Source organism: Streptomyces sp. Tue6028 (assembly GCF_002300165.1).
Taxonomy (GTDB): domain Bacteria; phylum Actinomycetota; class Actinomycetes; order Streptomycetales; family Streptomycetaceae; genus Streptomyces; species Streptomyces siamensis.
The window spans coordinates 409,824-432,648 of sequence record NZ_MLCE01000012.1; the positions used below are offsets into that span (position 1 = coordinate 409,824).

Here is a 22,825-nt window from a genome sequence, read left to right on the forward strand (position 1 = left end):
CGCGTGTCCTTCCCCAGGACCACCCGTCCAGCGGCACCCCGCCCGGCCCCCCACAGAAGGCGTCGCCCCGGCGGCCCGCGCACGATGCGAAAGAGGACCGCCGCCCGGCGGGCCACGCTCTGCGCTCTCGGAGGACCTGCCATGACCGCCAGTCTGGAGCAGCTGCGCCGTTGCCACTTCGCCGTCGACCTGGGCGCCGCGCGGACCCGGGTGTACGTGAAGGGCGCGGGTCTGGTCGTCGACCAGCCGAGTGTCGCCGCGATCAACACGAGGACGGGCGCGCTGATCGCGGTGGGCGAGTTCGCCGAGAAGATGACGGGCCGTACGCCCGACTACATCCGTGTGGTGCGGCCGGTGTCCGGCGGCACGGTCGTCGACATCGAGATGGCCCAGCGGATGCTGCGTCAGCTGCTCGGCGACAAGGTCCGCCGCACGCTGCGCCGCAAGCCGCGGCTGCGGGCCGCCGCCTGCACCCCGCACGACGCGGACCCGCTGGCGCAGCGCGCCACCGTGGAGACGCTGGTCGGGCTGGGCTCACGGCGGGTCGAGCTCGTCGACACGCTGATCGCCGCGGCCGTGGGCTGCGGACTGCCCGTGGAGCAGCCCGAGGCCACCATGGTCATGGTGTGCGGTGCCGCCGCGACGCAGCTCGCGGTGCTGTCGCTGGGCTCGATCGTCACCGCCGAGCGGGTCCCGGTGGGCGGCGAGGCCGTCGATCACGCGATCGTGCAGCACCTGCGCCACCAGCACGAGCTGATGCTGCCGAGCCAGGCCGTACGCCCCCTCCAGCTGGCCCTCTCGGGCAACGGGCTCACCGCTCAGGGCCCGACGTCCACGGAGATCCACGGCCGGGACGTGGCGACCGGCCTCGCCCGCTCCGTGCGGGTCGACACCGCCGCCGTGCGCAACGCCATCCAGACGCCGTTGACCGCCGTGCTGGACGGCATCGGCAAGGTGCTGCGCGTGTGCCCGCCGGACCTGGTCGCCGACCTCGCCGACCGCGGCATCATGATGGTCGGCGGAAGCGCGCTGCTCCCCGGGCTGGACCAGATGCTCCGGCAGGCGACGGGGATGCCCGTCCACATCGCGGAGAGGCCGGACATCTGTGCCGTGCAGGGGCTGGGCTACATGCTGGAGGGCATGATCCAGCCGATGGTCCTGGACCCGCTGGCGGGCTGACGGCCCGACCGCCGAGGGCGCCGCATGACCGATCCGGTCCCCCGCCTCCCGTCCCTGCTGGAGGCCGTCCTCAGCGTCGGCACCGACCTCGATCTGCGCGCGACGCTCCAGCGCATCGTGGACGGCGCGGCGGAGCTGACGGGTGCGCGCTACGCGGCGCTGGGCATGAACGATCCGGGCCACGACGGGCTCGTCGAGATCCGTGCGGCGCGTCCGTACGCGCCCGGCACCGAGAAGGGCCCCGCGGTACCGACCGGTGACCGCCTGGAGGTTCCGCTGCGCATCGGCGACGAGGTGTTCGGCGACCTCTGGCTCGCCGGGAAGCCGGACGGGCCGTTCACCGAGGAGGACGAGGAACTGCTGCGGGTCCTCGCCACCCAGGCCGGCGTCGCGATCGCCAACGCCCGCCTGTACGAGACGGCACGGCAGCGCGAGCGCTGGATCGAGGGTGCCGCCGCCGTGACGACCGCGCTGCTGACCGCCGACGAGGCGTCGGACGCGCTGGCGATCGTCGCCGAACGGGCCCGGGTCCTCGCCGGCGCCACGGCGGGCGTCATCCTCCAGCCCGACCGGGCGGGCGGCATGGAGATCGTGACCGCGTCCGTGCTCGGCGATCCCGGGAACATCGTGGGCGCCACCATCGCGCCCGGCAGCCCCGTGCTGGATCAGCTCCTGAGCGGTGAGCCGGTGTTCATCGACGACTCGGCGACGGACCCGCGGATGACGACGCATGTGCGCACCAGGTTCGGGCCGAGCATGATGCTCCCCCTCCAGGCGGAGGGCCGCCTGATCGGCACGCTGGCCCTGCCGCGCACCCGCGGCGGCCGGCCGTACACCCCGGTGGAGCGGCTGCTCGCCACGCAGTTCACCTCTCAGGCCGCGCTGGCCCTGGTCCTCGCGGACGCCCGGCACCGCCGTGAGCGGCTCGCGGTGTACGAGGACCGCGATCGCATCGCCCGGGATCTGCACGATCTCGTCGTACAGCGGCTGTTCGCGACCGGCATGATGCTGGAGTCCACGCGGCGCAGGAGCGCCGCGGCGGGCGGCGAGGACGTGTCCGTGATGCTCGGCCGGGCGGTCGACGAGTTGCAGGCGACCGTCCAGGAGGTCCGGACCGCGATCTTCGCCTTGCAGCAGCCGCCCGCCGACGCCCCCACCACGTTCCGCGGAAAGGTGCTGCGCGAGGCCGCCGGCGCGGCGGCGGTGGTCGGCTTCCGGCCGTCCGCGCGGTTCACCGGTCCCGTCGAGAGCCGGCTCACGGAGCGTGTGGCCGGGCAGCTCCTGGCCGCGCTGCGCCGGGCGCTGGCCGCGGCCACGCGCCGCGCCGGGGTGTCGTGGATCGAGGTGACGGTCGACGTGACCGCGACGCTGCCCGACGGCCGCCCCGGGGTCCGGCTGACCGTGCGCGACGACGGTGCGGTGGACGGCGTCCCTTCGGGAGCGGACCACGGCACCCCCACGGGTACGGACCACGACATCCCCACAGGCGCGGACCGCACGAGCGGTCGGGGCCGGGGCGGCGGCGAGGAGGGCCGGGGCGGCGGCGAGGAGGGCGGGGGCGGCGGCGAGGAGGGCGGGGACGAGGCCGCGACCGGCGGGCGCGGCGCGGGCGGGGACGGCGCGAACAACACCGTCACCTGGCAGTCACCACTGTGACGTCGTGGCACCCGGCGAACTCACGTCCTCGAATGCCCCGGACGGCTCAACCGCCCGCTGCGACTTGTCGCGGCTCACAGGTCCCGACCGGCCAAGGCGTTTTTAGGCCGCTTCAGACGAAGTGCTCGCCTCTTGTCGTTGTTTTCGGGTAGGGTCCGCCGATCTCAGGTAGGGTCCGCGGTGGACGCAGTATTCCCCTATCCAAGAGTGGACAATCCTCAAATGAACGTTTCGGTGATGCCGACGACGCGCCGCCCCGTCGCCGCCCGGCCCGTGCGCAAGCAGCACACCCCCCTGTCGGCCATCGACCCGCTCGGAACAGCCGCGGTGAGGTCGGCCGGACGAGTGACGGACATCCCCGGGCGGCGCCCCACGAAGCCGATCACTTTCGACTCGGCTCTCTAGCCCCACAGACTTCGGACGGGCGCATCCGGCGGCGCGGAAGCCGCCCGGTGCGCCCGTCCGCGTGCGCCGGAGGCGTCAACCGGCTTGAAAGATCTGGGAGTTCGCGGTACAAGCAGCCCGCTGTCGGCACTACCCTTCACCAAGTGAAGCTTCAGCAGCTGGTTCTCAAGATCCACAGTCGATGCGACCTCGCCTGTGATCACTGTTATGTCTACGAGCATGCGGACCAGAGCTGGAAAGGGCGCCCCACCTTTATTTCCGAGGAAACACTCGGGATTGTCGCCCGAAGATTCGCGCAGTATGCCGAGGAGCAGAAACTCCCGTCCGTTTCCGTGATCCTTCACGGTGGCGAACCACTTCTCGTGGGACCCGTTCGCATGAGAAACATCTGTGCGGAACTCACACGCACTCTCGGCGAGGTCACGGAACTCGATCTCCGCATTCACACGAATGGCGTCCAGCTGAACACCCGGCATCTCGAGGTGTTCCGGGAATTCGGCGTCAAGGTCAGTGTCTCGCTCGACGGAGACCGCGCCGCGAACGACCGGCACCGGCTCGACCGCCGGCACCGCAGCAGCTACGACCGGGTGCTGCGCGCGCTGGCCCTGTTACGCAGACCCGAGTACCGGCACCTCTACAGCGGCCTGCTGTGCACCGTGGACGTGGCCAACGACCCCGTGGCGGTGCACGACGCGCTGGTCGCGCTGGAGCCGCCGCGCATCGACTACCTGCTGCCCCACTCGACCTGGGACAGCCCACCGCACAGACCCGTCGACTCGCCCACCGCCTACGCCCGGTGGCTGCTCCGGATCTTCGACCGGTGGGATGAACAGGGCCGCACCGTGGCGGTGCGCACCTTCGAATCGGTCCTCAGCACCCTACGGGGCGGTCCGAGCCTGACGGAGGCCATGGGGCTCGCGCCCAGCGACCTGGCGGTGGTGGAGACCGACGGCAGTTTCGAGCAGGCCGACTCGCTGAAGACGGCCTATGCCGGAGCACCCGCCACGGGCTACGACGTGTTCGAGCACAGTTTCGGGGAGCTCGCCCGGCACCCCGGCGTGCGCGCACGTCAGCTGGGCCTGGCCGGGATCAGCTCCACCTGCAGGCGCTGCCCGGTCGTCGAGTCGTGCGGCGGCGGGCTCTACGCCCACCGGTACAGCACCGGCCGCGGCTTCGACAATCCGTCCGTCTTCTGCGCCGACCTGCGCGCGCTCGTCGACGGCATCGCCGAGCGGACCACCGACCGCGCGCTGAGCCCGGCCGTCCACGACAGCGGTGAGCTGTGGTTCGCGCAGGGCGAGTCGATCCGGCACGCGCTGTCCCGCGCGATGGCCCGGCACACCGGGGAAGAGGACTGGGACGAGATGTGGCGGGCCCTGCTGGACCTCGACGGCAGCCCGGAGGGCCCGGCCCACGTCGACGACGTCCTCGCCCACCCCTATCTGTCCACCGCGCTCAAGGAGAGCCTGCACGACCGGCTCGACGGCCCGGCGCCGCTCGCCTCGGCGATCGCCGCCGTCGCCGTCCGCGCCGGCGCCGACCTCAAACTCCGCTGGCACCAGAGCACCCGCGAGCTGCATCTGCCCACCCTGGGCACCCTCACCCTCCCCGAACCGGGACATGTCGAGGTCTCCGTCACCGCAGGCCGGCTGCGGGTGCGCACCCACACCGGCGAGGAGCGCGCTCCCGAGGACGGCCCCTCGGTGTGGCGCCCGCTGCCCGCCACGACCCTGACGGACGGCACCGTCCTGCTCCTCGACGACGCCGATCCGCTGCGCGACTGCTTCCCCGTGCCCGTCGCGCCGCCGCTCGGCCCCGGCCCGCTCGACGCGTTCGCCCGGCGGCTGCGCACGGCGTTCGACCTGATGGACGAGCGCGCGCCCGGCTGGCGCACCGACGCGAACGCGCTGCTGGTCACCACGGTCACCCCGCTGGAGGAGGGCTCGGGCGTGCGGCTCGGAGCCCACGGTCTCGGCGCGCTCGGGGTGGCCGTCGACTTCGATCCGGAGGAGTTCGTGCGGGAACTGCCGCGCACCGGGCGGCGGGCGCGTCTCACCGCGCTGCGCGGGACGGCCGACCTGAACGTGCCCGGCAACCGTGCCGGCCGGCTGCTCGACGAGGCCAGCCGGGCGCTCGGCAACGCCACGTACTTCGCCGGCGACGCGGCGCTGCGCGCGGCCGCGCTGGACCGCGCGGAGCGTGCGTTGGAGCAGCTGGGCGAACGCCCGAAGGACGAACTCACCGAGACCGGCATGGTGCTGGCCGAGGAGCTGCGCGCGGAGTGGGCGGTCCTGTCGTGACCTCTCGCCCCGAACTGGCGGAGTTCTTCACGGAGTTGGGAGTGCGCCCCGGCGGCGTCCTCATGGTGCACGCCTCGCTCGGCGGTGCGGGGGTGCACGCCGCCGACGTACGGGACGGACTGCTCGACGCGCTCGGTCCCGACGGCACACTCGTCGTGCCCACCTTCACGCCGGAGAACTCGTTCACCTCACGTGCGTACAAGACGCTCACCGCGACCATGTCGAAGAGCGAGGAGGCGGTGTTCCGGGCGTCGGTGCCGCCGTTCGACCCGGCGACGACGCCCTGTCCGACGATGGGTGTGCTCGCCGAGTGCGTGCGCACCACACCGGGCTCGGTGCGCAGCGGGCATCCGCACACCTCGCTGGCCGGTCTCGGCCCGCGCGCCGCGGAACTGCTGGGCGGGCACGACCCGCACTGCCACCTCGGCGAGACGTCCCCGATGGCCAAGCTGTACGCGGCCGACGCACACGTCCTGCTGCTGCGGGTGGGGTTCGAGGTGTGCAGCGCCTTCCACCTCGCCGAGTACCGGCTGCGTCCCGCGCCCGCCCGGCGGTCCTACCACTGTGTGGTGGGCGGTCCGGGCCGCTGGACGGCGTACGAGGACATCGTGCTGGACGACGGGGACTTCGGGGCGATCGGGGCGCGCCTGCCGCGTGATCTCTGGACGGAACGGGAAATGGCGGGGAGAGCGGTGCTGCTCTTCGGGGTGCGGAAGGCCGTCGACCTGGCGGGTGTCCAGATGTCTGGATATCGACATGGTTTGACGTGAAAGAGGCGACCCGTGCGGGCGCTCGGTCGGGAAGATTGTGGGTTCCGGCCAGGTGAACATCCCGTAGGGGCACATCCACAGGCAGGGGGGCGCGTGGACATACCTGAACGGGCATCGGACAACCGGCCGTATTTCTTCCTGAGTTACGCCCACACACCGGCGTGGGGGTCCGGCGGCGGCGATCCGGACCACTGGGTGCACGTCCTGTTCACGGACCTGTGCGACCACATCATGGCGCTCACGGATCTGCCCGCGGGCGCGCCCGCGGGTTTCATGGACCGCGAGATGCGCGCCGGGGACGGCTGGCCGGAGAAACTCAGCGAGAATCTCGCGACGTGCCGGGTGTTCGTGCCGCTGTTCTCGCCGCGGTACTTCACGAGTGAGAGTTGCGGCCGGGAATGGTTCGCCTTCAACGAGCGGATCGTACGGGCGCGGGCCACCGGTGCCGGCGCCATGTCGGCCATCGTCCCGGCGCTGTGGACGCATATCGACTACGCCCAACTCCCTGATTCCGTACGGCATATCCATGTCGACCAGGCGCAGTTCGGCGACCGGTACGCGGCCAACGGGATCTACGGCCTGATCAAGCTGAACCGGCTGCACGACGAGTACGAGGAGACCGTGCTCGGGCTCGCCCAGCGGATCGTGCGGCTCGCCCACGAGTCGCCGCTGCCGTCCAGCAGGCCCCGCCCCTACGAGAGCACGCCCAGCGCGTTCAAGCCGCGCGGCGAGGGTCCCCGGCGCATCCACCTGACCGTGGCCGCGCCGACCCGGCACAGCATCCCCGAGCACCGGGACACCCGGCCCTACGGCGAGGACGCCCAGGACTGGAACCCGTACCACTCGGAGTCCACCCGCTCGCTGCCCGCGCTCGCCGAGGAGCTGATCCGCTCCCTGGACTACCGGATCACGGTGTCGTCCTTCGACGACGAGGACACCGGCGAGAACCTGGTGGCGGACGACTCCGACAAGGCGGCGCCCAGTCACCCCGGCATCCTGCTGGTCGACCGTTGGGCGCTGACCGACGAGGAACGCAAGCGCAGACTCGCGGCCTTCGACGCCAACGCCCGGCCCTGGGTGAGCGCAATCGTTCCCTGGAACCGTGCCGACATCCAGTGCCACGGGGACGAGGGCCGCAAGCTGGCCGCGGACCTCGAACAGACGCTGCCGCTGATCCTGGACCGGGGCCGGCGCGCCGACTGCCGGGTCGCCGTCAACGGCGTCCCGACCCTGAAGGCCTTCACCGACGTACTGCCCGCCGTCGTCGCGCACGCGACCCGGCAGTACCTCAAGCACGCGGAGGCGCATCCGCCCGCGGGCCCGCCGATCCGCAGGCCCCGCCTGCTGGGCCCCATCCAACCGCCACTGGACGAAGGCGGAGCCGACGACGGAGGAGAAGAAGCATGACGGCCGTGCAGGACGGACGCATCATCACCTTCTACTCGTACAAAGGGGGCACGGGCCGCACCATGGCCCTGGCCAACACCGCATGGATCCTCGCCGCCAACGGAAAACGCGTACTGGCGGTCGACTGGGACCTGGAGGCCCCGGGCCTGCACCGCTTCTTCCATCCGTTCCTGGACCTGAGCGCGCTCGCGGCCACCACCGGCGTCATCGACATCATCAACGAGTACGCCTGGGCGTCCACCACCGGTACCCAGCGAACCGGGCCCTGGCACCTGGACTACGCGCGCGTCGAACCGCACGCCATCTCCCTGACCCCGGAGCGGCTCGGTCTGCGTTTCCAGGAAGGCGGCTCCCTCGACTTCCTGTCCGCCGGGCGCCAGGACCGCTCGTACTCCGCGACCGTGTCGTCCTTCGAATGGGACAACTTCTACGAGCGCCTCGGCGGCGGTCAGTTCCTCGACGCGCTGCGCGACGACATGAAGGGCTCGTACGACTACGTCCTGATCGACAGCCGCACCGGGCTGTCCGACAACGCCGACATCTGCACCATGCAGATGCCCGACGTGCTCGTGGACTGCTTCACGCTCAGCGACCAGTCCCTCGACGGCGCGGCGGCCGTGGCCCGCAGCGTCGAGGACGGCTACCGGGACCGCAAGATCCGGGTGCTGCCGGTGCCGATGCGCATCGACGAGGGCGAGAAGGAGAAGGTGGACGCGGGACGCGCGCTCGCCCGGATGAAGTTCGACGGACTGCCCAAGGGCCTCGGCGGCGAGGACCTCGCCTTCGAGGAGATGACCGCGTACTGGGGGAACGTCGAGATCCCGTACCGCCCGTACTACGCGTACGAGGAGACCCTCGCCACCGTCGGCGACGAGAGCGGCATCGCGAACTCGCTGCTGTCCGCCTTCGAGCGGCTCACGGCCGTCATCTCGGACGGCGAGGTCACCTCGCTGCCGCCGGTGCCGGAGCCGGTGCGGCTGCGCTGCCGCGACGCGTTCCTGCGGCGCCGGCCGATGACGTCCGTGGCCGACGTGTCCATCGTGTACGCGGCGGAGAACCGCATGTGGGCGGACTGGACCGAAGCGCTCCTGAAGCGGGCCGGCTGCAACGTCGTGCCGCACGACATCTCCACCGGCCCCGTCGAGCAGCCCGACCCGGCGACCCGCACCCTCGTGCTGCTGTCGAACGCCTTCCGCAAGTCCCGCTACGCCGACGCCGTCTGGCGCACCCTCACCGAGACCGACCCGGACACCCCGCACAGCCCGCTGATCGCACTGCGGGTCGACGAGGTCCGGCTGCCCGACTCCTACCTCGACCGCAACCCGGTGGACCTGCACCGCCTCGACGAGGCCCAGTGCATCTCCTCGCTGCTGAACGTCCTGGAGCTGCCGGGCCGTCCCCTCGACAGCGGACCCTCGGGCCCCCGCTTCCCCGGCAGCACGCCGGGCATCTGGAACGCCCCGCAGCGCAACAACACCTTCACCGGCCGCAACGTCATCCTCGACCACGTCCGCGACCAGCTCAGCGGGGGCATATCGGTCGTCCTGCCGCAGCCCCAGGCGCTGTTCGGGCTGGGCGGCGTCGGCAAGACACAGGTCGCGCTGGAGTATGTGCACCGCTTCATGGCGGACTACGACCTCGTGTGGTGGATCTCCGCCGAGGACCCCGGCAACGTCGTCTCCTCGCTGGCCGAACTCGCCGCCCGCATCGGCGCGCCCGGCGGCGAGGACATCAACGTGGCCAGCCAGGAGGCCGTGCAGATGCTGGGCCGCGGCGCGCCCACCAAACGCTGGATCCTGGTCTTCGACAACGCCGACGACCCCGCGAAGCTCACCCGCTTCTTCCCCACCGGGGGCGGCGGGCACATCCTCGTCACGTCGCGCAACCAGGCCTGGGCGCAGGAGGGCGCCTCCCTGCCCATCGACGTGTTCCTGCGCGAGGAGAGCATCGAGCACCTCACCCGCCGCGCCTCCGGGCTCACCACCGAGGAGGCGGACCAGGTGGCGACCGCGGTGGGCGACCTGCCGCTCGCGGTCGAGCAGGCCGCCGCCTGGCTCGCCGAGACGGCCACGCCCATCGACGACTACCTGCGCCAGCTCGCCGAGCAGACCACCGAGGTCCTCGACCTCAACCAGCCCGCCGACTACCCCAAGACGGTCGCCGCGACCTGGAACATCTCCATAGCGCGGCTGCGGGAGAACTCCCCCGCCTCGGTACGGCTGCTCCAGCTGTGCGCGTTCCTCGCCGCCGAGCCGATCTCCGTCCACCTGCTCTACAGCAAGGAGATGATCGACGCCCTCAGGCCCTACGACCCCGCCCTCCAGGAGAGTCTGCTGCTCGGCCGGGTCATCCGGGAGATCGGCCGGTTCGCGCTCGCCAAGGTCGACCAGGTCAGCAACAGCATCCAGGTCCACCGGCTGGTGCAGGCGGTGATCCGCTCCCAGCTCACCGAGGAGGAGCAGCGGCACGCCCGCCACATCGTGCACACGGTCCTGGCGGGCTGCCGGCCGGACGGCGACGAACCCATCGACGACCCCGAGACCTGGGCGAGGTTCGCGGTCATCTGGCCGCACCTGTCGGCGTCCGACGCCCGCAACTGCACCGAGGCGCCGACCCGCAGGCTGCTCATCGACCGCGTCCGCTACCTCTGGAAGCGCGGCGAGTTCGCCGGCGCCCAGGCGCTCGCCGAGGACCTCCTCGAACACTGGAAGCCGGCCCTCGGCGAGGACGACGTCCAGTACCTGTACCTGCGCTGCCAGCTGGGCAACATCCTGCGCTCGCAGGGGCGTTACGTGGAGGCCCGGGAGATCAACACCGAGCTCCTGGAACGCCAGAAGCGCGTGCTCGGCCCCTCGCACCCGCACACGTACGTCACCATGTCCGGCCTGGCCAGCGACCTCGCGGCGCTCGGTGTGTACGGGTCGGCGGTGGAGTTCGCCCGTGAGGCGCACGAGGGCTTCAGCCAGATCTTCCACGAGTCGCACCGGCGCACCCTCAGCGCGGCCAACAACCTCGCGCTGGCGCTCCGTATGGTCGGCCGGTACGGCGAGGCCCGCGCCATCGACCAGGACACCTACGACCGGCGCATCGAGGTCCTCGGCCCCGATCACCCGTACACGCTGGCCTCGGCCGCCCGGCTGGGCCGCGACCTGCGCGAGGTCGGCCGGTACACCGAGTCGGTCTCCCTGCTCTCCCGCGCCTACGACGCCCACAAACGCATCCTCGGCAAGGACTTCCCGGGCACGCTGAGCTGCGCGAAGTCGCTCGCCGTGTCGCTGCGCAGGGCAGGTCAGTTCGAGGACGCGCGCCGGCTGACGACGGCCACCCGCGCGCAGTACCGGGCGCAGTACCCGGCGCCGACGCCGGACTCGCTCGCCTGCGATCTGAACATGGCGGCCGACCTCTTCGCCGCCGACGAGCGGGAGGCGGCGCGCGATGTCGCCCGGGAGGCGCTGACCGAGTACATGAAGGTGCCGGGCGAGGCCCATCCGTACACCCAGGCCGCCCTCAACAACCTGGGGATATTCCACTGGGGCTGCGGCGACGCGGAGGAGGCGGAGACCGTGTTCCGCCAAGTGCTGCGCCGCATGGGCGACGTGCTCGGCGAGAAGCACCCGCACACCCTGTTCACCGGTATCAACTACGCCAACGTCCTCGCCGACCAGGGTCAGCTCGGCGAGGCCCGTGAACTGGAGGAGAAGGCCGTCGTCACCCTGCGTACCGTCCTCGGTCCGCACCACCCGGAGACGCTCGCCGTCGTCACCAACTACGGCCTCACGCTCGCCGAGCTCGGCCGCAAGGACGAGGCCGGGCGGCTGCGCGACGAGGCACTGTCGGAGCTGCGCGACCGCCTCGGCGACGACAACGGCATGACCCGGGTGGCGGCGGAGGGCCGCCGTATCTACCGGGACCTGGAACCGCTGGCGGTGTGACCGGCGCCCGTGCGGTGCCGGACGGCCACATCGGCCCACCCGGCACCGCAGGGCACCCGCCCGGGCGAACGGGGCAACTCCCAGCCCGCCCCGCACCACAGGACGCCCGCCCAGGCACCCGGGGCAACCCTCAGCCCGCCCCGCACCACAGGACGCCCGCCCAGGCACGCGGGGCGAGTCTCAGCCCGTCCGGCGATTGAGGACGAGGCCGTTCAGGCCGATGCGGGGGCCTGGGGGCGGCAGCCCCCGGAGACCTGCACATCAGGCACGGGCACGGAAGGAGCCGGCACGGAAGCGCCCCGCACAGAAGGACCCGGCACGGAAGCACCCGGCACAGCAGCGGAGTGCGCCCCCCGCCCTCGCCGGTGCGCCGGCCACACCGGCACATCGGCGAGCAGCCACGTCAGCACCTTCGGCAGGGCCCGCAGCGCGGCGAAGTGCGCCGCGCTCGGCTCCAGCACGGCCGTCGCACGGGGAATCCGCGCCGCCATCCACGAGGAGTGCGAAGCCGGTGAGAACACGTCCTTCACCCCGTGCCACAGGAGCACCGGCACCCTGATGTCCGCCGGGTCGAAGCCCCAGTTCCCGGTCAGCGCGAGCGCGTCGTCGATCCACCCGTACGGCGAAGTGCGCAGCGCCTCACGGTAGTTGCGCAGCAGCATCGAGCGGATGGTGTTGTCGGAGACGATCTGCCGGTCGTCGTCGGTGAGGTCGTGCCGCAGTTCCTCCAGCAGCCGCACGGGATCGCGGCGGATGGCGGCCGACCGTGGGATCAGCCGGGCCACGAAGCGCTCCGGGTCGGTGAACGCGGTCCGGAACTCGTTGACGTTCGACGGCGCCATTCCCTTGAACCAGTCGAGCCCCTCCGCGTTCCGCGGCGCCAGCCCGACGAGCGCGGCGGCCCGGGTGACCCGCGCCGGCATCAGCGCGGCACAGGCCAGCGCGTGCGGGGCGCCGCCGGAGCGCCCGGCCACCGCGAACCGGTCGATCCCCAGGGCGTCGGCGACCTCGGTGACGTCCTGCACCACGTCGACGACCCGGCGCCCCTGCATGCGGTCGGATCCCCCGTACCCGGGGCGGTCGTAGCTGATGAGCCGGGTGCCGCGCTGGTAGAGGAACATGGAACGCGGCCTGGGTCCGACCCTGCTGCCGGGCATCCCGTGCAGCAGGAACACCGGGCGCCCCCCTGGATCCCCCGAGACTTCCACGCGCAGCTGCCGTCCGTCCGCCGTCCGCACATGATCGCGCACAGCGCCCCCCTTCCTCGGTCCATGGACCGGGACAAACGCTGCCCCATCCCTGCCCAGCGGGCCTTGCCGCGAAACGAATGCGCAGGTCAACATGGCTTCATATCAAGCCACTTGACGTCACTTCGCGGCCTCCGTAGCGTCGCCTTGCGTACGTGGATCTGACCAGGATTCATATCCGAGGACAGCGACGAGACGGGCGGGGTGTCCATGAGCGGGCGACGTGTGGTGGTCTCCGGCGGCGGGACCGGGATCGGTCTGGCGACGGCGGAGGCGTTCGCGGCGGACGGGGACCGTGTGGTGCTCCTCGGCCGCCGCGAGGACGTACTGCGCAAGGCCGCCGACGCACTGGACGAGCGGCACGGTGCGGGCACCGCCTCCTGGTACGCGGCGGACCTCGCCGACCCCGAACAGGTGGAGTCGGTCCGTGGGTTCATCACCGGGAACGACACCCCGGTCGACGTGCTGGTCGCCAACGCGGGCGGGAACGTGGCCCCTTCGCACGACGGCAGCCTCGCCTCCGTCGCCGAGAGCTACCGGCGCAACTTCGACGCCAACGTCCTGACCGCCGTCCTGCTCACCGAGGCGCTGATCCCCCACATGCGCCGCCCCGGCGGCCGTGTCGTGCAGCTCTCCTCGATCGCCTCGCTGCGCGGCCCCGGCTCGTACGGCGGCTCCAAGGGCTGGATCAACACCTACACCTTCGACCTCGCCCAGCGCCTCGGCCCCGAGGGCATCACCGCGAACGCGGTCGCCCCCGGCTTCGTCGGCGACACCGAGTTCTTCGGCGACCGCGCCACCCCGGAGTTCGTCGCCTCCCGGGTGGCGCAGTCCCTCACGGGACAGCCGGGCCACCCGGCGGAGATCGCCGCGCTCATCCGGTACGTGGCGTCTCCCGAGGCCGCGTATGTGACGGGCCAGCTGCTGCACATCAACGGCGGCGCCGCGCTGGGCCGTTGAGCCGACGGCCGGAGATCCGCGGACGGCCCCGGAGGCGACCGCCGACGAACCGCCGCGCCGTGGATCCCCGGCCCTCCGCCGGGGAATCCGGCCCTCCGCCGCGTGCAACCCTTCAGCCGTCACACGTGTCTCAGGAGTGGGGAACTGGCGTTCCCGCGCAGTTCGTCCGTCCGTCACCGACGCTTCACCCAGAGGGATCTCCATGCCGCACACCGCTCCCGACCGCCGTACGCTCCGCCGGACCGCCGGCGTGATCGGAGCCGGCGCGATCGGCGCCGTCGCCGTGATCTCCCTGGGCGCCGCGCCCGCCCTGGCCGCCGACCCGGCACCCGGGCTGGTCCTGGGCGAGATCACTCCGCCGGAGGGGGTGAAGCCGGGCAGCAGCTTCGACGTGCCGGTCACCTTCACCAACACCGGTCCCGCGGACCTCGGCAAGGTCTGGATCGCGTACTCGGTGACCGAGGGCCTGAGCCAGGCGGAGCTGCCGTCCAACTGCCTCCGCTACGAGGTCAGTTCCTTCGACGAGGCCCCGAGCCGCTCCGACGCGGTCTGCGAGTTCGACCAGACCGTGAAGCCGGGCGTCGTGTACGCCCCGCAGACACCGGTGACGATCAAGGCGCTCGACCGCGCGCTGTACGACGACCTCTCCGTCTCGGTCGCCAACTACGACGCCGCGCCCTCCGAGGGCGCCTCGAAGCCGGTGCGCGGCATCGGCCCCGCGGTCAAGCTCGTCGAGCGCCCCGACGCCCCCGCGGCCGAGCCCGGCTCCGCGGAGCACGAGGACTGGGACCGGATCAGCGTGCGGGTGACCGCGGACAGCACGGCCGACTTCCAGGTGACGGGAGCCGCGCTGAAGGGCAAGGTCGGCGAGACGGTCGACCTCCGGGCGAAGTTCACCAATGCCGGTCCGGGCTGGGTGCTCCCGGAGCTGGGCGCCCCGTCGACCCGGATCCTGATCAAGATGCCCGCGGGCACCGAGGTGACCAAGACCGACGGCTTCTGCAACAAGGTGGACGCCGGCACCTACGAGTGCGGCACCGCCCAGGCCTGGGTGGAGGCGGCGTACGAGGGGACGTACGACTTCAAACTGAAGATCACCAAGGCGGTCGCCGGGGCCAAGGGCTCCATCGCGCTGAACGGTACGGCCCGTCCGTTCGACGAGAACAAGAAGAACGACAAGGCAGCCATCACCCTCGCCGTCGCGGGCAGCGGCTCGACCGGCGGCGCCGGCGGCTCGACCGGCGGCAGCGGTTCGACCGGCGGTGACGGCTCGTCCTCCACCGGCGGCTCCGGCTCCTCGTCCACCGGCGGGTCCGGTTCCACCGGCGGCACGGGCGGATCGACCACGAGCGGCACCTCGGGCGACTCCGCCGTCGACGGCGACCTGGCGAGCACCGGCTCCGGTGCCGCCCTGCCCCTCGCGGGTGCGGCCGCCGCGGCCCTCGCCGTCGGCACGGGCACCGTCGTCGTGATGCGGCGCCGCGCGGCCCGCCGCTGACGACCGCACCCCGTCATCGGAGCCGGCCGGCGCCCTCAGCCCGGCCGGCTTCCGCATGCCCGGGCCCGAGGAGCCCGGCCGTCGAAGATCCGGCCCTCGGCGAACCGGCCGCCGGAACCCGGGCCTGAGGAGCCGGGCCCTCAGCCCTCGCCCCTCGCCCCTCGCCCCTCGCCCCTACGGACGGAAGCCGTCGATGGCGAGTTCCATGATGCGGCGCGCCTGGGCGAGCCCCTCCTCGCCGGGTCCGACGCGCCACAGGAACCCCATGAGCAGCAGCACGTCGCCGACGTCGAGGCCGGGACGCACACTGCCGTCGCGCTCGCAGGCCTCCAGGAACCGGGCGACGGCGCCCGCCACGGGCGCGTACGTGTCACTGATGACCTTCTGGGCCGCCACCGTGTGCAGAGCCTCACCGAGGCCGTGCTTGAGGCGCACATAGGCGGCGAGCCGTTCGAACCAGACACGGAACGCGTCCAGCGGCGCGTTCTCGGCCAGCACCTGATCCACTTCGCCGACGAGGCGTTCCACGTCGTGCCGGTACACGGCGAGGATCAGGGCCTCCCGGGTCGGGAAGTGCCGGTAGAGCGTGCCCGCGCCCACTCCCGCGCGCTTGGCGATGACGTTGAGCGAGGTCGCCCCGTCCTCGGCGAACGCGTCGTGCGCCACCCGCAGGAGGTGCTCCCGGTTCTTGAGCGCGTCCACCCGCACGGGCCCCTGACGACGTCCGGCCACTGTTCCTCCCCGAGCGTGCGGCAGATGATCTTTCTCACGGTACGGCACGGGCTCCGCGCTCCCGTGCCCCGCACCGAAGACCGGAGAACTCTCCACTACGTTGATCGACAGAAGGTGGAGATCAGCGAAACAGTCCTGGTCACCGGCGGACGCGGCTTCGCGGCCGACTGGTGCGTCGTCACGCTGCTCCAGCGCGGTGACACCGTCCGCACCACCCTGCGCTCCCGCACCCGGGAAACGGCGCCGCGCGGGGCCGTCACGGCGCCCGCGGAGCGCGGCGCGCTTCGACCCGGCGCTGCGGTCGGTGCGCCCGATGCTCGGGCACCAGCACCTGCGCTCCTCGGCCAAGGCCGAGCGGCTGCTGGGCCGGCGGGCCCGCCCCACGGCGGAGACCGACGTGGCCTGTGCCCAAGACCTCATCGCGAGGGGGCAGTTCGGGTGCGACCGGCCGCCGCACGGGTGACGGCGGCTCCACAGACACGTCCGCCCTGACCGGTGAAACCCAGTCAGGGCGGAGACCACACAGGTCAGATCGTTTCTGCACGCGTAGCGCTGGGTGGGGCGGGTGGGACTCGAACCCACGGCCGACGGATTATGAGTCCGCTGCTCTAACCGGCTGAGCTACCGCCCCGTACGGCGTGTCGCGCACATTTGTGCGCGCCGTCTGCCGCAGCATAGCCGCTCATACGATCTCCTGCTTCGGATGGTCGGCATCACATGACCATGAGGACTTCGGCGTGCCCCGCGCGGTTCCCCCGGACATGAAAAAGGACCCCTGAGGGGTCCTCTTCCGTTGCTCTCCCGACTGGACTCGAACCAGTAACCTGCCGGTTAACAGCCGGCTGCTCTGCCAATTGAGCTACAGGAGATCGAGCTCCCCCGACTGGACTCGAACCAGTAACCTGCCGGTTAACAGCCGGCTGCTCTGCCAATTGAGCTACGGAGGATTGCCTCGTTGCATCGAACGTACCTACCTGGGTATTCGCCAGGGGGCGTGCGCTCGCTGCGACACATACATTAGCGCAAGCAGGGGGGTGCTCCGCCAATCGGTTCCCTCCGTACCGATGCCGACGCAAGGGAAGGGTGGCCGCCATGCGCTACCGGCTCACATTCGTCGCCGGACTGGCCCTGGGTTACGTGCTCGGCACGCGCGCCGGGCGCGAGCGCTACGAGCAGCTGAAGAAGTCCGCACGCCAGGTCGCCCAGAACCCGGCGGTGCGCAACACCGCGGAGACCGCCGCCCAGCAGGGCCGCGTGGCCGCGGGCAAGGCGTTCCACGCCGTGAGCGAGAAGGTCGGCGACCACGTCCCGGACTCGGTCGCCGAGCGGGTCCGCTCCCTGCGCGAGCGGAACACCAACGGTGCGGTCGAGGACGACTGGGGCACCAGCAACACCTAAGGGGCGCCCACCTCCCGTCGTACGGCAGAATTTCTGCCATGGGGATAGTCGCCGGGCTGGACAGTTCGCCCGATTTCACTCGTATCGTCGTCTGCGACACCGACACGGGTGCCGTGCTCAGGCAGGGGTATGCGCCGCATCCGGTCGAGGCCACCGAGAGCGGCGGCCGCCCTTCGGACGTGGATCCGCAGGCCTGGCTGCTGTCCCTGGGCGAGGCGGCCGGCGGCGGCCTGCTCGAAGGCGTGCAGGCCATCGGTGTCTCCGCGCAGCAGAACGCCCTGGTCCCGCTGGACGTGCAGGGCAACACGGTGCGCCCCGCGCTGGTCGGCGGCGACAAGCGCGCGCAGGTCGCGGCCGCCGACCTGGTGGACGCGCTCGGCGGACGCGAGGCGTGGGCCCAGGCCGTGGGCTCCGTGCCGCAGGCCGCGCAGCCGGTGACCAAGCTGCGCTGGCTCAGCAGGACCGAGCCGGAGGCGGCGCGGCGCACCGCCCTGCTGATGCAGGCGCACGACTGGCTGGTGTGGCAGCTGCTGGGCCGCCCCGCGCGGCGCACCACCGATCGGGGCGGGGCCTCCGGGACCGGCTACTGGTCCGCGGCCACCGGCGCCTACCGCCCTGACCTCGTCGAACTGGCACTCGGGCACCAGGCGTCCCTGCCCGACGTGCTGGGTCCCGCCGAGGCGGCCGGCACCACACCGGAGGGGCTGCTGATCTCGGCGGGGACCGGCGAGACGATGGCGGCGGCCTTCGGGCTCGGCATCGGGCTCGGGGACGCGGTGGTGTCGCTGGGCGCCTCCGGGTCCGTGATGGCCGTGCACCCCGAGGCGCTGGTGGACTCCAGCGGCATGATCACCTCCCTCGCGGACGCGACGGGCATGCATCTGCCGGTCGTCACCACCCTCAATGCCGTACGGGCCCTGCGGGGCACCGCCGAGCTGCTCGGCGTGCCCGACCTGGAGGGGCTGTCCGATCTGGCGATGAAGTCGACACCCGGCTCCCACGGCCTCGTCCTGCTGCCCTATCTGGAGGGCGAGCGGACGCCGAACCTGCCGCACACGGCGGGCACCCTCGCCGGGCTGCGGCGGGAGTCCATGCGGCCCGAGCACCTGGCAAGGGCCTCCTTCGAGGGCATGCTGTGCGGGCTCGCCGACGCGCTGGACGTGCTGCGCGGGCGCGGCGTCGACGTACGCCGGATCTTCCTGCTGGGGCCGGCCGCCGAACTGCCCGCCGTCCAGGCGGTGGCGCCCGCACTGTTCGGCGCGCAGGTCGTCGTGCCGCAGCCCGCGGACTACGCGGCGCTCGGCGCGGCCCGGCAGGCGGCCTGGGCCCTGGGTGTCTCGCAGGGCGCGCTCGACCCGCGGACGCCGCCGATGTGGCAGGGTCCGGTCGCCCAGGTGCTGGAGCCCGGCGAGGAACTCGCCGTGGGCCAGGCCGTACGCCAGCAGTACGTGTCCGTACGGGAACAGACGCATCCTGGGGCGTTCCGCGGCCCGGGGGCGCCGTAGCGTCGCGCCGGCCTCCGTCGAAGGACCGGGGCCGGGTCCGTCGCAGGACCGCGGTCGGGTTAATTCGGTTGAGGTAACGCGGGTGGAGTGTTCGACGATAGGGGGTGGTGCACCGACCGATCGCGTGCCGAACCCCCAGCCGTCGACGACTCCGAGAGACCCCGCGTGCTCATACGACTCCTGCGTACCCACCTCAGTCCGTACAAGAAGCCCATCACCCTGCTGGTGCTGCTGCAGTTCCTGCAGACGTGCGCCACGCTCTATCTGCCCACGCTGAACGCGCACATCATCGACAACGGTGTCGTGAAGGGAGACACGGGCTACATCGTGTCCTTCGGGGCGCTGATGATCGGCATCTCGATGGCGCAGGTCGTCTGCAACATCGGAGCGGTCTACTACGGCGCCCGTACGGCGTCGGCGGTCGGCCGGGACATCCGGGCCGCCGTCTTCGACCGCGTCCAGTCCTTCTCGGCCCGTGAGGTCGGCCACTTCGGGGCCCCGTCGCTGATCACCCGCACCACCAATGACGTCCAGCAGGTGCAGATGCTGACGCTGATGACGTTCACCCTCCTGGTGTCGGCGCCGATCATGTGTGTGGGCGGCATCATCCTGGCGCTCGGCCTGGACGTGCCCCTGTCCGCGGTCCTCGTCGCCGTCGTGCCGGTGCTCGGCATCTGCGTGACCCTCATCGTGCGCAGGCTGCGCCCGCTGTTCCGCACCATGCAGACGCGGCTGGACACGGTGAACCGCGTGCTGCGCGAGCAGATCTCCGGCAACCGGGTGATCCGCGCCTTCGTGCGCGACGACTACGAGAAGGACCGCTTCCGCGGCGCCAACACCGAGCTGACGCAGACGTCGCTGGCCACCGGCCGGATGCTCGCGCTGATGTTCCCCATCGTCATGACGGTGGTGAACGTGTCGTCCATCGCGGTCGTCTGGTTCGGCGCCCACCGCATCGACAGCGGCGGCATGCAGATCGGCGACCTGACCGCGTTCCTCGCCTACCTCATGCAGATCGTGATGTCCGTGATGATGGCCACCTTCATGTTCATGATGGTGCCGCGCGCGGAGGTCTGCGCCGAGCGCATCGAGGAGGTGCTCGGCACCGACAGCAGTGTGGTCCCGCCGTCCGCGCCCGTCGTCGAGCTGCGCCGCCACGGCCATCTGGAGGTCAGGCGGGCCGGGTTCCGCTATCCGGGCGCCGAGGAGCCGGTCCTCAAGGCCATCGACCTGGTGGCCCGGCCCGGAGAGGTGACCGCCGTGATCGGCTCCACGGGCAGCGGCAAGTCCACCCTGCTGGGCCTGGTCCCCCGGCTGTTCGACGCCACCGAGGGCGAGGTGCTCGTCGACGGCGTGGACGTCTCGACCATCGACCCGAAGGTACTGGCCAGGACGGTCGGTCTCGTCCCGCAGAAGCCGTACCTGTTCGCGGGCACCGTCGCCAGCAACCTCCGGTACGGCAATCCCGACGCCACCGACGAGGAGCTGTGGCAGGCGCTGGAGGTGGCGCAGGCCAAGGGCTTCGTCCAGACGCTGGAGAACGGTCTGGACTCGCCGATCGCGCAGGGGGGCACCAACGTGTCCGGCGGTCAGCGTCAGCGCCTCGCCATCGCGCGCACCCTGGTGCAGCGCCCGGAGATCTACCTCTTCGACGACTCCTTCTCCGCGCTCGACTACGCGACCGACGCGGCGCTGCGGGCGGCGCTCGCCGAGGAGACCGCCGAGGCGACCGTGGTGATCGTGGCCCAGCGGGTGTCGACCATCCGGGACGCCGACCGGATCGTGGTCCTCGACGAGGGCCGGATCGTCGGCAGCGGACGGCATCACGAACTGATGGCGGACAACGAGACCTACCGGGAGATCGTGCTCTCCCAGCTCACGGAAGCGGAGGCTGCCTGATGGCCGGGCCCATGGGACGCATGATGGCCGGGGGCGGCCCCGACCAGCGCTCGATGGACTTCAAGGGGTCGGGCAAGCGGCTCCTGTCCCAGTTCAAACCGGAACGCGTCACGATGTGCGTGATGCTGGTCGCCGTCGTCCTGAGCGTCGGCCTCTCGGTGGTCGGCCCGAAGATCCTCGGCAAGGCCACCGACCTCGTCTTCGCGGGCATCATCGGACGGCAGATGCCGGCCGGGGCCTCCAAGTCCGAGGTCCTCGACGGGATGCGGGAACGCGGCGAGGGCGGCATCGCCGACATGCTCTCAGGGACGGACTTCACCCCCGGCGTGGGCATCGACTTCGACGCCGTCGGCCGTGTGCTCCTGCTCGCGCTCTGCACGTTCCTGCTGGCCGGTCTGCTGATGGCGGTGGCGACGCGGATGGTGAACCGCGCCGTCAACAAGACCGTCTACCGGATGCGCGAGGACATGCAGGCGAAGCTCTCGCGGCTGCCGCTGTCCTACTTCGACAAGCGGCAGCGCGGTGAGGTCCTCAGCCGCGCGACGAACGACATCGACAACATCCAGCAGACCCTCCAGCAGTCGATGGGCCAGCTGGTCAACTCGCTGCTGACGATCGTCGGCGTGCTGGCGGTGATGTTCTGGATCTCGCCGCTGCTGGCGCTGGTCGCGCTGGTGACCGTGCCGCTCTCCTTCTACGTCGCCACGCGTGTCGGCAAGCGGTCGCAGCCGCACTTCGTGCAGCAGTGGCGCACCACCGGCAAGCTCAACGCCCACATCGAGGAGATGTACACCGGGCACACCCTGGTGAAGGTGTTCGGACGGCAGGACGAGTCGGCGGCCCAGTTCGCCGAGCAGAACGAGCAGTTGTACGAGGCCGGGTTCAAGGCGCAGTTCAACAGCGGGGTCATGCAGCCGCTGATGATGTTCGTGTCGAACCTGAACTACGTGCTGGTGGCCGTGGTCGGCGGACTGCGGGTCGCCTCCGGCACGCTGTCGATCGGCGACGTGCAGGCCTTCATCCAGTACTCCCGCCAGTTCTCGATGCCGCTGACGCAGGTCGCCTCGATGGCGAACCTGGTGCAGTCGGGCGTCGCGTCCGCGGAACGCATCTTCGAACTGCTGGACGCGGACGAGCAGGAGGCCGACCCGGTTCCGGCGGTGCGCCCCGACGAGCTGCGCGGACGCGTGGCGCTGGAGCACGTGTCCTTCCGCTACGACCCCGAGAAGCCGCTCATCGAGGACCTGTCGCTGAAGGTCGAGCCGGGGCACACGGTCGCGATCGTCGGCCCGACCGGCGCGGGCAAGACGACGCTGGTGAACCTGCTGATGCGCTTCTACGACGTCACCGGCGGACGCATCACCCTCGACGGGGTCGACATCGCCTCGATGTCCCGGGACGACCTGCGGGCCGCCATCGGCATGGTGCTCCAGGACACCTGGCTGTTCGGGGGCACGATCGCCGAGAACATCTCGTACGGGGCCGCCCGGGACGTCACGCGCGGGGAGATCGAGGAGGCGGCGCGCGCGGCGCACGCCGATCGGTTCATCCGTACGCTGCCCGACGGCTACGACACCGTGATCGACGACGAGGGCACCGGGGTCAGCGCGGGCGAGAAGCAGCTGATCACGATCGCCCGGGCGTTCCTGTCGGACCCGGTGATCCTGGTCCTCGACGAGGCCACGAGCTCCGTCGACACCCGTACCGAGGTGCTGATCCAGAAGGCGATGGCGAAGCTCGCGCACGGGCGGACGTCGTTCGTGATCGCACACCGGCTCTCCACCATCCGGGACGCGGACACCATCCTCGTCATGGAGAACGGGTCCATCGTCGAGCAGGGTGCGCACGCGGAGCTGCTCGCCTCCGGCGGGGCGTACGCGCGGCTGTACCAGGCGCAGTTCGCCCAGGCCGTGGCCGAGGTGGACTAGGGGGTTTCG

15 protein-coding genes, 3 tRNA genes and 1 pseudogene are annotated in these 22,825 nt (G+C 71.5%); 14 read left to right on the top strand and 5 right to left on the bottom strand.

Annotation, left to right across the window (positions count from 1 at the left end):
* Window positions 1-141 precede the first annotated feature (141 nt).
* The 7 genes from BKI49_RS11370 (at window position 142) to fxsT (ending at window position 11,649) form a co-directional block, all read left to right on the top strand.
* Window positions 142-1,179 carry a rod shape-determining protein gene (locus tag BKI49_RS11370; RefSeq protein WP_095934106.1) on the top strand — a complete coding sequence of 346 codons (1,038 nt, stop codon included), beginning with the start codon at window positions 142-144 and terminating at the stop codon, window positions 1,177-1,179.
* A 24-nt stretch (window positions 1,180-1,203) separates the two neighbouring features.
* Window positions 1,204-2,835, top strand: a complete 1,632-nt coding sequence (locus tag BKI49_RS11375) for a GAF domain-containing protein (RefSeq protein WP_095934107.1) — start codon at window positions 1,204-1,206, stop codon at window positions 2,833-2,835.
* A gap of 222 nt (window positions 2,836-3,057) precedes the next feature.
* Window positions 3,058-3,240, top strand: coding sequence for a hypothetical protein (locus BKI49_RS35010; protein WP_028800985.1), 183 nt, complete (start codon window positions 3,058-3,060; stop codon window positions 3,238-3,240).
* 143 nt (window positions 3,241-3,383) lie between these two features.
* Window positions 3,384-5,540: a radical SAM/SPASM protein FxsBH, inactivated beta-hydroxylase extension form gene (fxsBH, locus tag BKI49_RS11380; protein WP_095934108.1), complete on the top strand. Its 2,157-nt coding sequence runs from the start codon at window positions 3,384-3,386 to the stop codon at window positions 5,538-5,540.
* Window positions 5,537-6,310, top strand: coding sequence for an AAC(3) family N-acetyltransferase (locus tag BKI49_RS11385; protein ID WP_373557532.1), 774 nt, complete (start codon window positions 5,537-5,539; stop codon window positions 6,308-6,310). Before fxsBH ends, BKI49_RS11385 begins: the two co-directional genes overlap by 4 nt.
* Before the next feature lie 93 nt (window positions 6,311-6,403).
* Window positions 6,404-7,717, top strand: coding sequence for a TIR-like protein FxsC (locus BKI49_RS11390; RefSeq protein ID WP_179332402.1), 1,314 nt, complete (start codon window positions 6,404-6,406; stop codon window positions 7,715-7,717).
* Window positions 7,714-11,649, top strand: coding sequence for an FxSxx-COOH system tetratricopeptide repeat protein (gene fxsT, locus BKI49_RS11395; protein ID WP_095934110.1), 3,936 nt, complete (start codon window positions 7,714-7,716; stop codon window positions 11,647-11,649). The genes BKI49_RS11390 and fxsT overlap by 4 nt, the downstream gene beginning before the upstream one ends.
* 386 nt (window positions 11,650-12,035) lie before the next feature.
* Here the strand turns inward: fxsT and BKI49_RS11400 are convergent.
* A pseudogene (locus BKI49_RS11400) lies at window positions 12,036-12,899 on the bottom strand (alpha/beta fold hydrolase); the annotation flags it as partial.
* 207 nt (window positions 12,900-13,106) lie between these two features.
* On the opposite strand from BKI49_RS11400, the gene BKI49_RS11405 reads away from it, so the two are divergent.
* Both BKI49_RS11405 and BKI49_RS11410 read left to right on the top strand, forming a co-directional pair.
* Window positions 13,107-13,856 (top strand): SDR family NAD(P)-dependent oxidoreductase, encoded by a 750-nt coding sequence (locus tag BKI49_RS11405; RefSeq protein WP_095934143.1) that lies wholly within the window; start codon window positions 13,107-13,109, stop codon window positions 13,854-13,856.
* A 202-nt stretch (window positions 13,857-14,058) separates the two neighbouring features.
* Window positions 14,059-15,354 carry a hypothetical protein gene (locus tag BKI49_RS11410; RefSeq protein WP_095934112.1) on the top strand — a complete coding sequence of 432 codons (1,296 nt, stop codon included), beginning with the start codon at window positions 14,059-14,061 and terminating at the stop codon, window positions 15,352-15,354.
* Between the two features lie 174 nt (window positions 15,355-15,528).
* On the opposite strand, the gene BKI49_RS11415 is transcribed toward BKI49_RS11410, so the two are convergent.
* Complete coding sequence (locus BKI49_RS11415) at window positions 15,529-16,086, bottom strand: TetR/AcrR family transcriptional regulator (RefSeq protein WP_095934113.1); 558 nt, start codon at window positions 16,084-16,086, stop codon at window positions 15,529-15,531.
* A 313-nt stretch (window positions 16,087-16,399) separates the two neighbouring features.
* On the opposite strand from BKI49_RS11415, the gene BKI49_RS35260 reads away from it, so the two are divergent.
* Window positions 16,400-16,549, top strand: coding sequence for a hypothetical protein (locus tag BKI49_RS35260; protein WP_179332403.1), 150 nt, complete (start codon window positions 16,400-16,402; stop codon window positions 16,547-16,549).
* Between the two features lie 94 nt (window positions 16,550-16,643).
* Here the strand turns inward: BKI49_RS35260 and BKI49_RS11420 are convergent.
* From BKI49_RS11420 to BKI49_RS11430, 3 genes are all read right to left on the bottom strand, one after another.
* A tRNA-Ile gene (locus tag BKI49_RS11420) sits at window positions 16,644-16,717 on the bottom strand.
* A 165-nt stretch (window positions 16,718-16,882) separates the two neighbouring features.
* Window positions 16,883-16,955: transfer RNA gene (locus BKI49_RS11425), tRNA-Asn, on the bottom strand.
* Between the two features lie 5 nt (window positions 16,956-16,960).
* A tRNA-Asn gene (locus BKI49_RS11430) sits at window positions 16,961-17,033 on the bottom strand.
* A gap of 145 nt (window positions 17,034-17,178) precedes the next feature.
* Here BKI49_RS11430 and BKI49_RS11435 point away from each other — a divergent pair.
* The 4 genes from BKI49_RS11435 to BKI49_RS11450 all read left to right on the top strand — a co-directional run bounded on the left by BKI49_RS11435 (window position 17,179) and on the right by BKI49_RS11450 (window position 22,816).
* Complete coding sequence (locus tag BKI49_RS11435; RefSeq protein WP_095934114.1) at window positions 17,179-17,484, top strand: hypothetical protein; 306 nt, start codon at window positions 17,179-17,181, stop codon at window positions 17,482-17,484.
* Between the two features lie 38 nt (window positions 17,485-17,522).
* Window positions 17,523-18,989: an FGGY family carbohydrate kinase gene (locus BKI49_RS11440; RefSeq protein WP_095934115.1), complete on the top strand. Its 1,467-nt coding sequence runs from the start codon at window positions 17,523-17,525 to the stop codon at window positions 18,987-18,989.
* 165 nt (window positions 18,990-19,154) lie between these two features.
* The gene (locus BKI49_RS11445) at window positions 19,155-20,888 is read left to right on the top strand and encodes an ABC transporter ATP-binding protein (protein WP_095934116.1); all 1,734 of its coding nucleotides are present in this window, start codon (window positions 19,155-19,157) and stop codon (window positions 20,886-20,888) included.
* A complete protein-coding gene (locus BKI49_RS11450; RefSeq protein ID WP_095934117.1) occupies window positions 20,888-22,816 on the top strand; it encodes an ABC transporter ATP-binding protein in 1,929 nt (642 codons plus the stop codon). The genes BKI49_RS11445 and BKI49_RS11450 overlap by 1 nt, the downstream gene beginning before the upstream one ends.
* The last annotated feature ends 9 nt before the right edge of the window (window positions 22,817-22,825 follow it).

Bases quoted from the DNA above. Each gene is read 5' to 3' on its own strand.
- BKI49_RS11405 (WP_095934143.1), top strand. From the start codon at position 13,107: ATGAGCGGGCGACGTGTGGTGGTCTCCGGCGGCGGGACCGGGATCGGT.
- BKI49_RS35260 (WP_179332403.1), top strand. From the start codon at position 16,400: ATGCTCGGGCACCAGCACCTGCGCTCCTCGGCCAAGGCCGAGCGGCTG.
- BKI49_RS11435 (WP_095934114.1), top strand. From the start codon at position 17,179: ATGCGCTACCGGCTCACATTCGTCGCCGGACTGGCCCTGGGTTACGTG.
- BKI49_RS35010 (WP_028800985.1), top strand. From the start codon at position 3,058: ATGAACGTTTCGGTGATGCCGACGACGCGCCGCCCCGTCGCCGCCCGG.
- BKI49_RS11450 (WP_095934117.1), top strand. From the start codon at position 20,888: ATGGCCGGGCCCATGGGACGCATGATGGCCGGGGGCGGCCCCGACCAG.
- BKI49_RS11375 (WP_095934107.1), top strand. From the start codon at position 1,204: ATGACCGATCCGGTCCCCCGCCTCCCGTCCCTGCTGGAGGCCGTCCTC.
- BKI49_RS11440 (WP_095934115.1), top strand. From the start codon at position 17,523: ATGGGGATAGTCGCCGGGCTGGACAGTTCGCCCGATTTCACTCGTATC.
- BKI49_RS11410 (WP_095934112.1), top strand. From the start codon at position 14,059: ATGCCGCACACCGCTCCCGACCGCCGTACGCTCCGCCGGACCGCCGGC.
- BKI49_RS11370 (WP_095934106.1), top strand. From the start codon at position 142: ATGACCGCCAGTCTGGAGCAGCTGCGCCGTTGCCACTTCGCCGTCGAC.
- fxsT (WP_095934110.1), top strand. From the start codon at position 7,714: ATGACGGCCGTGCAGGACGGACGCATCATCACCTTCTACTCGTACAAA.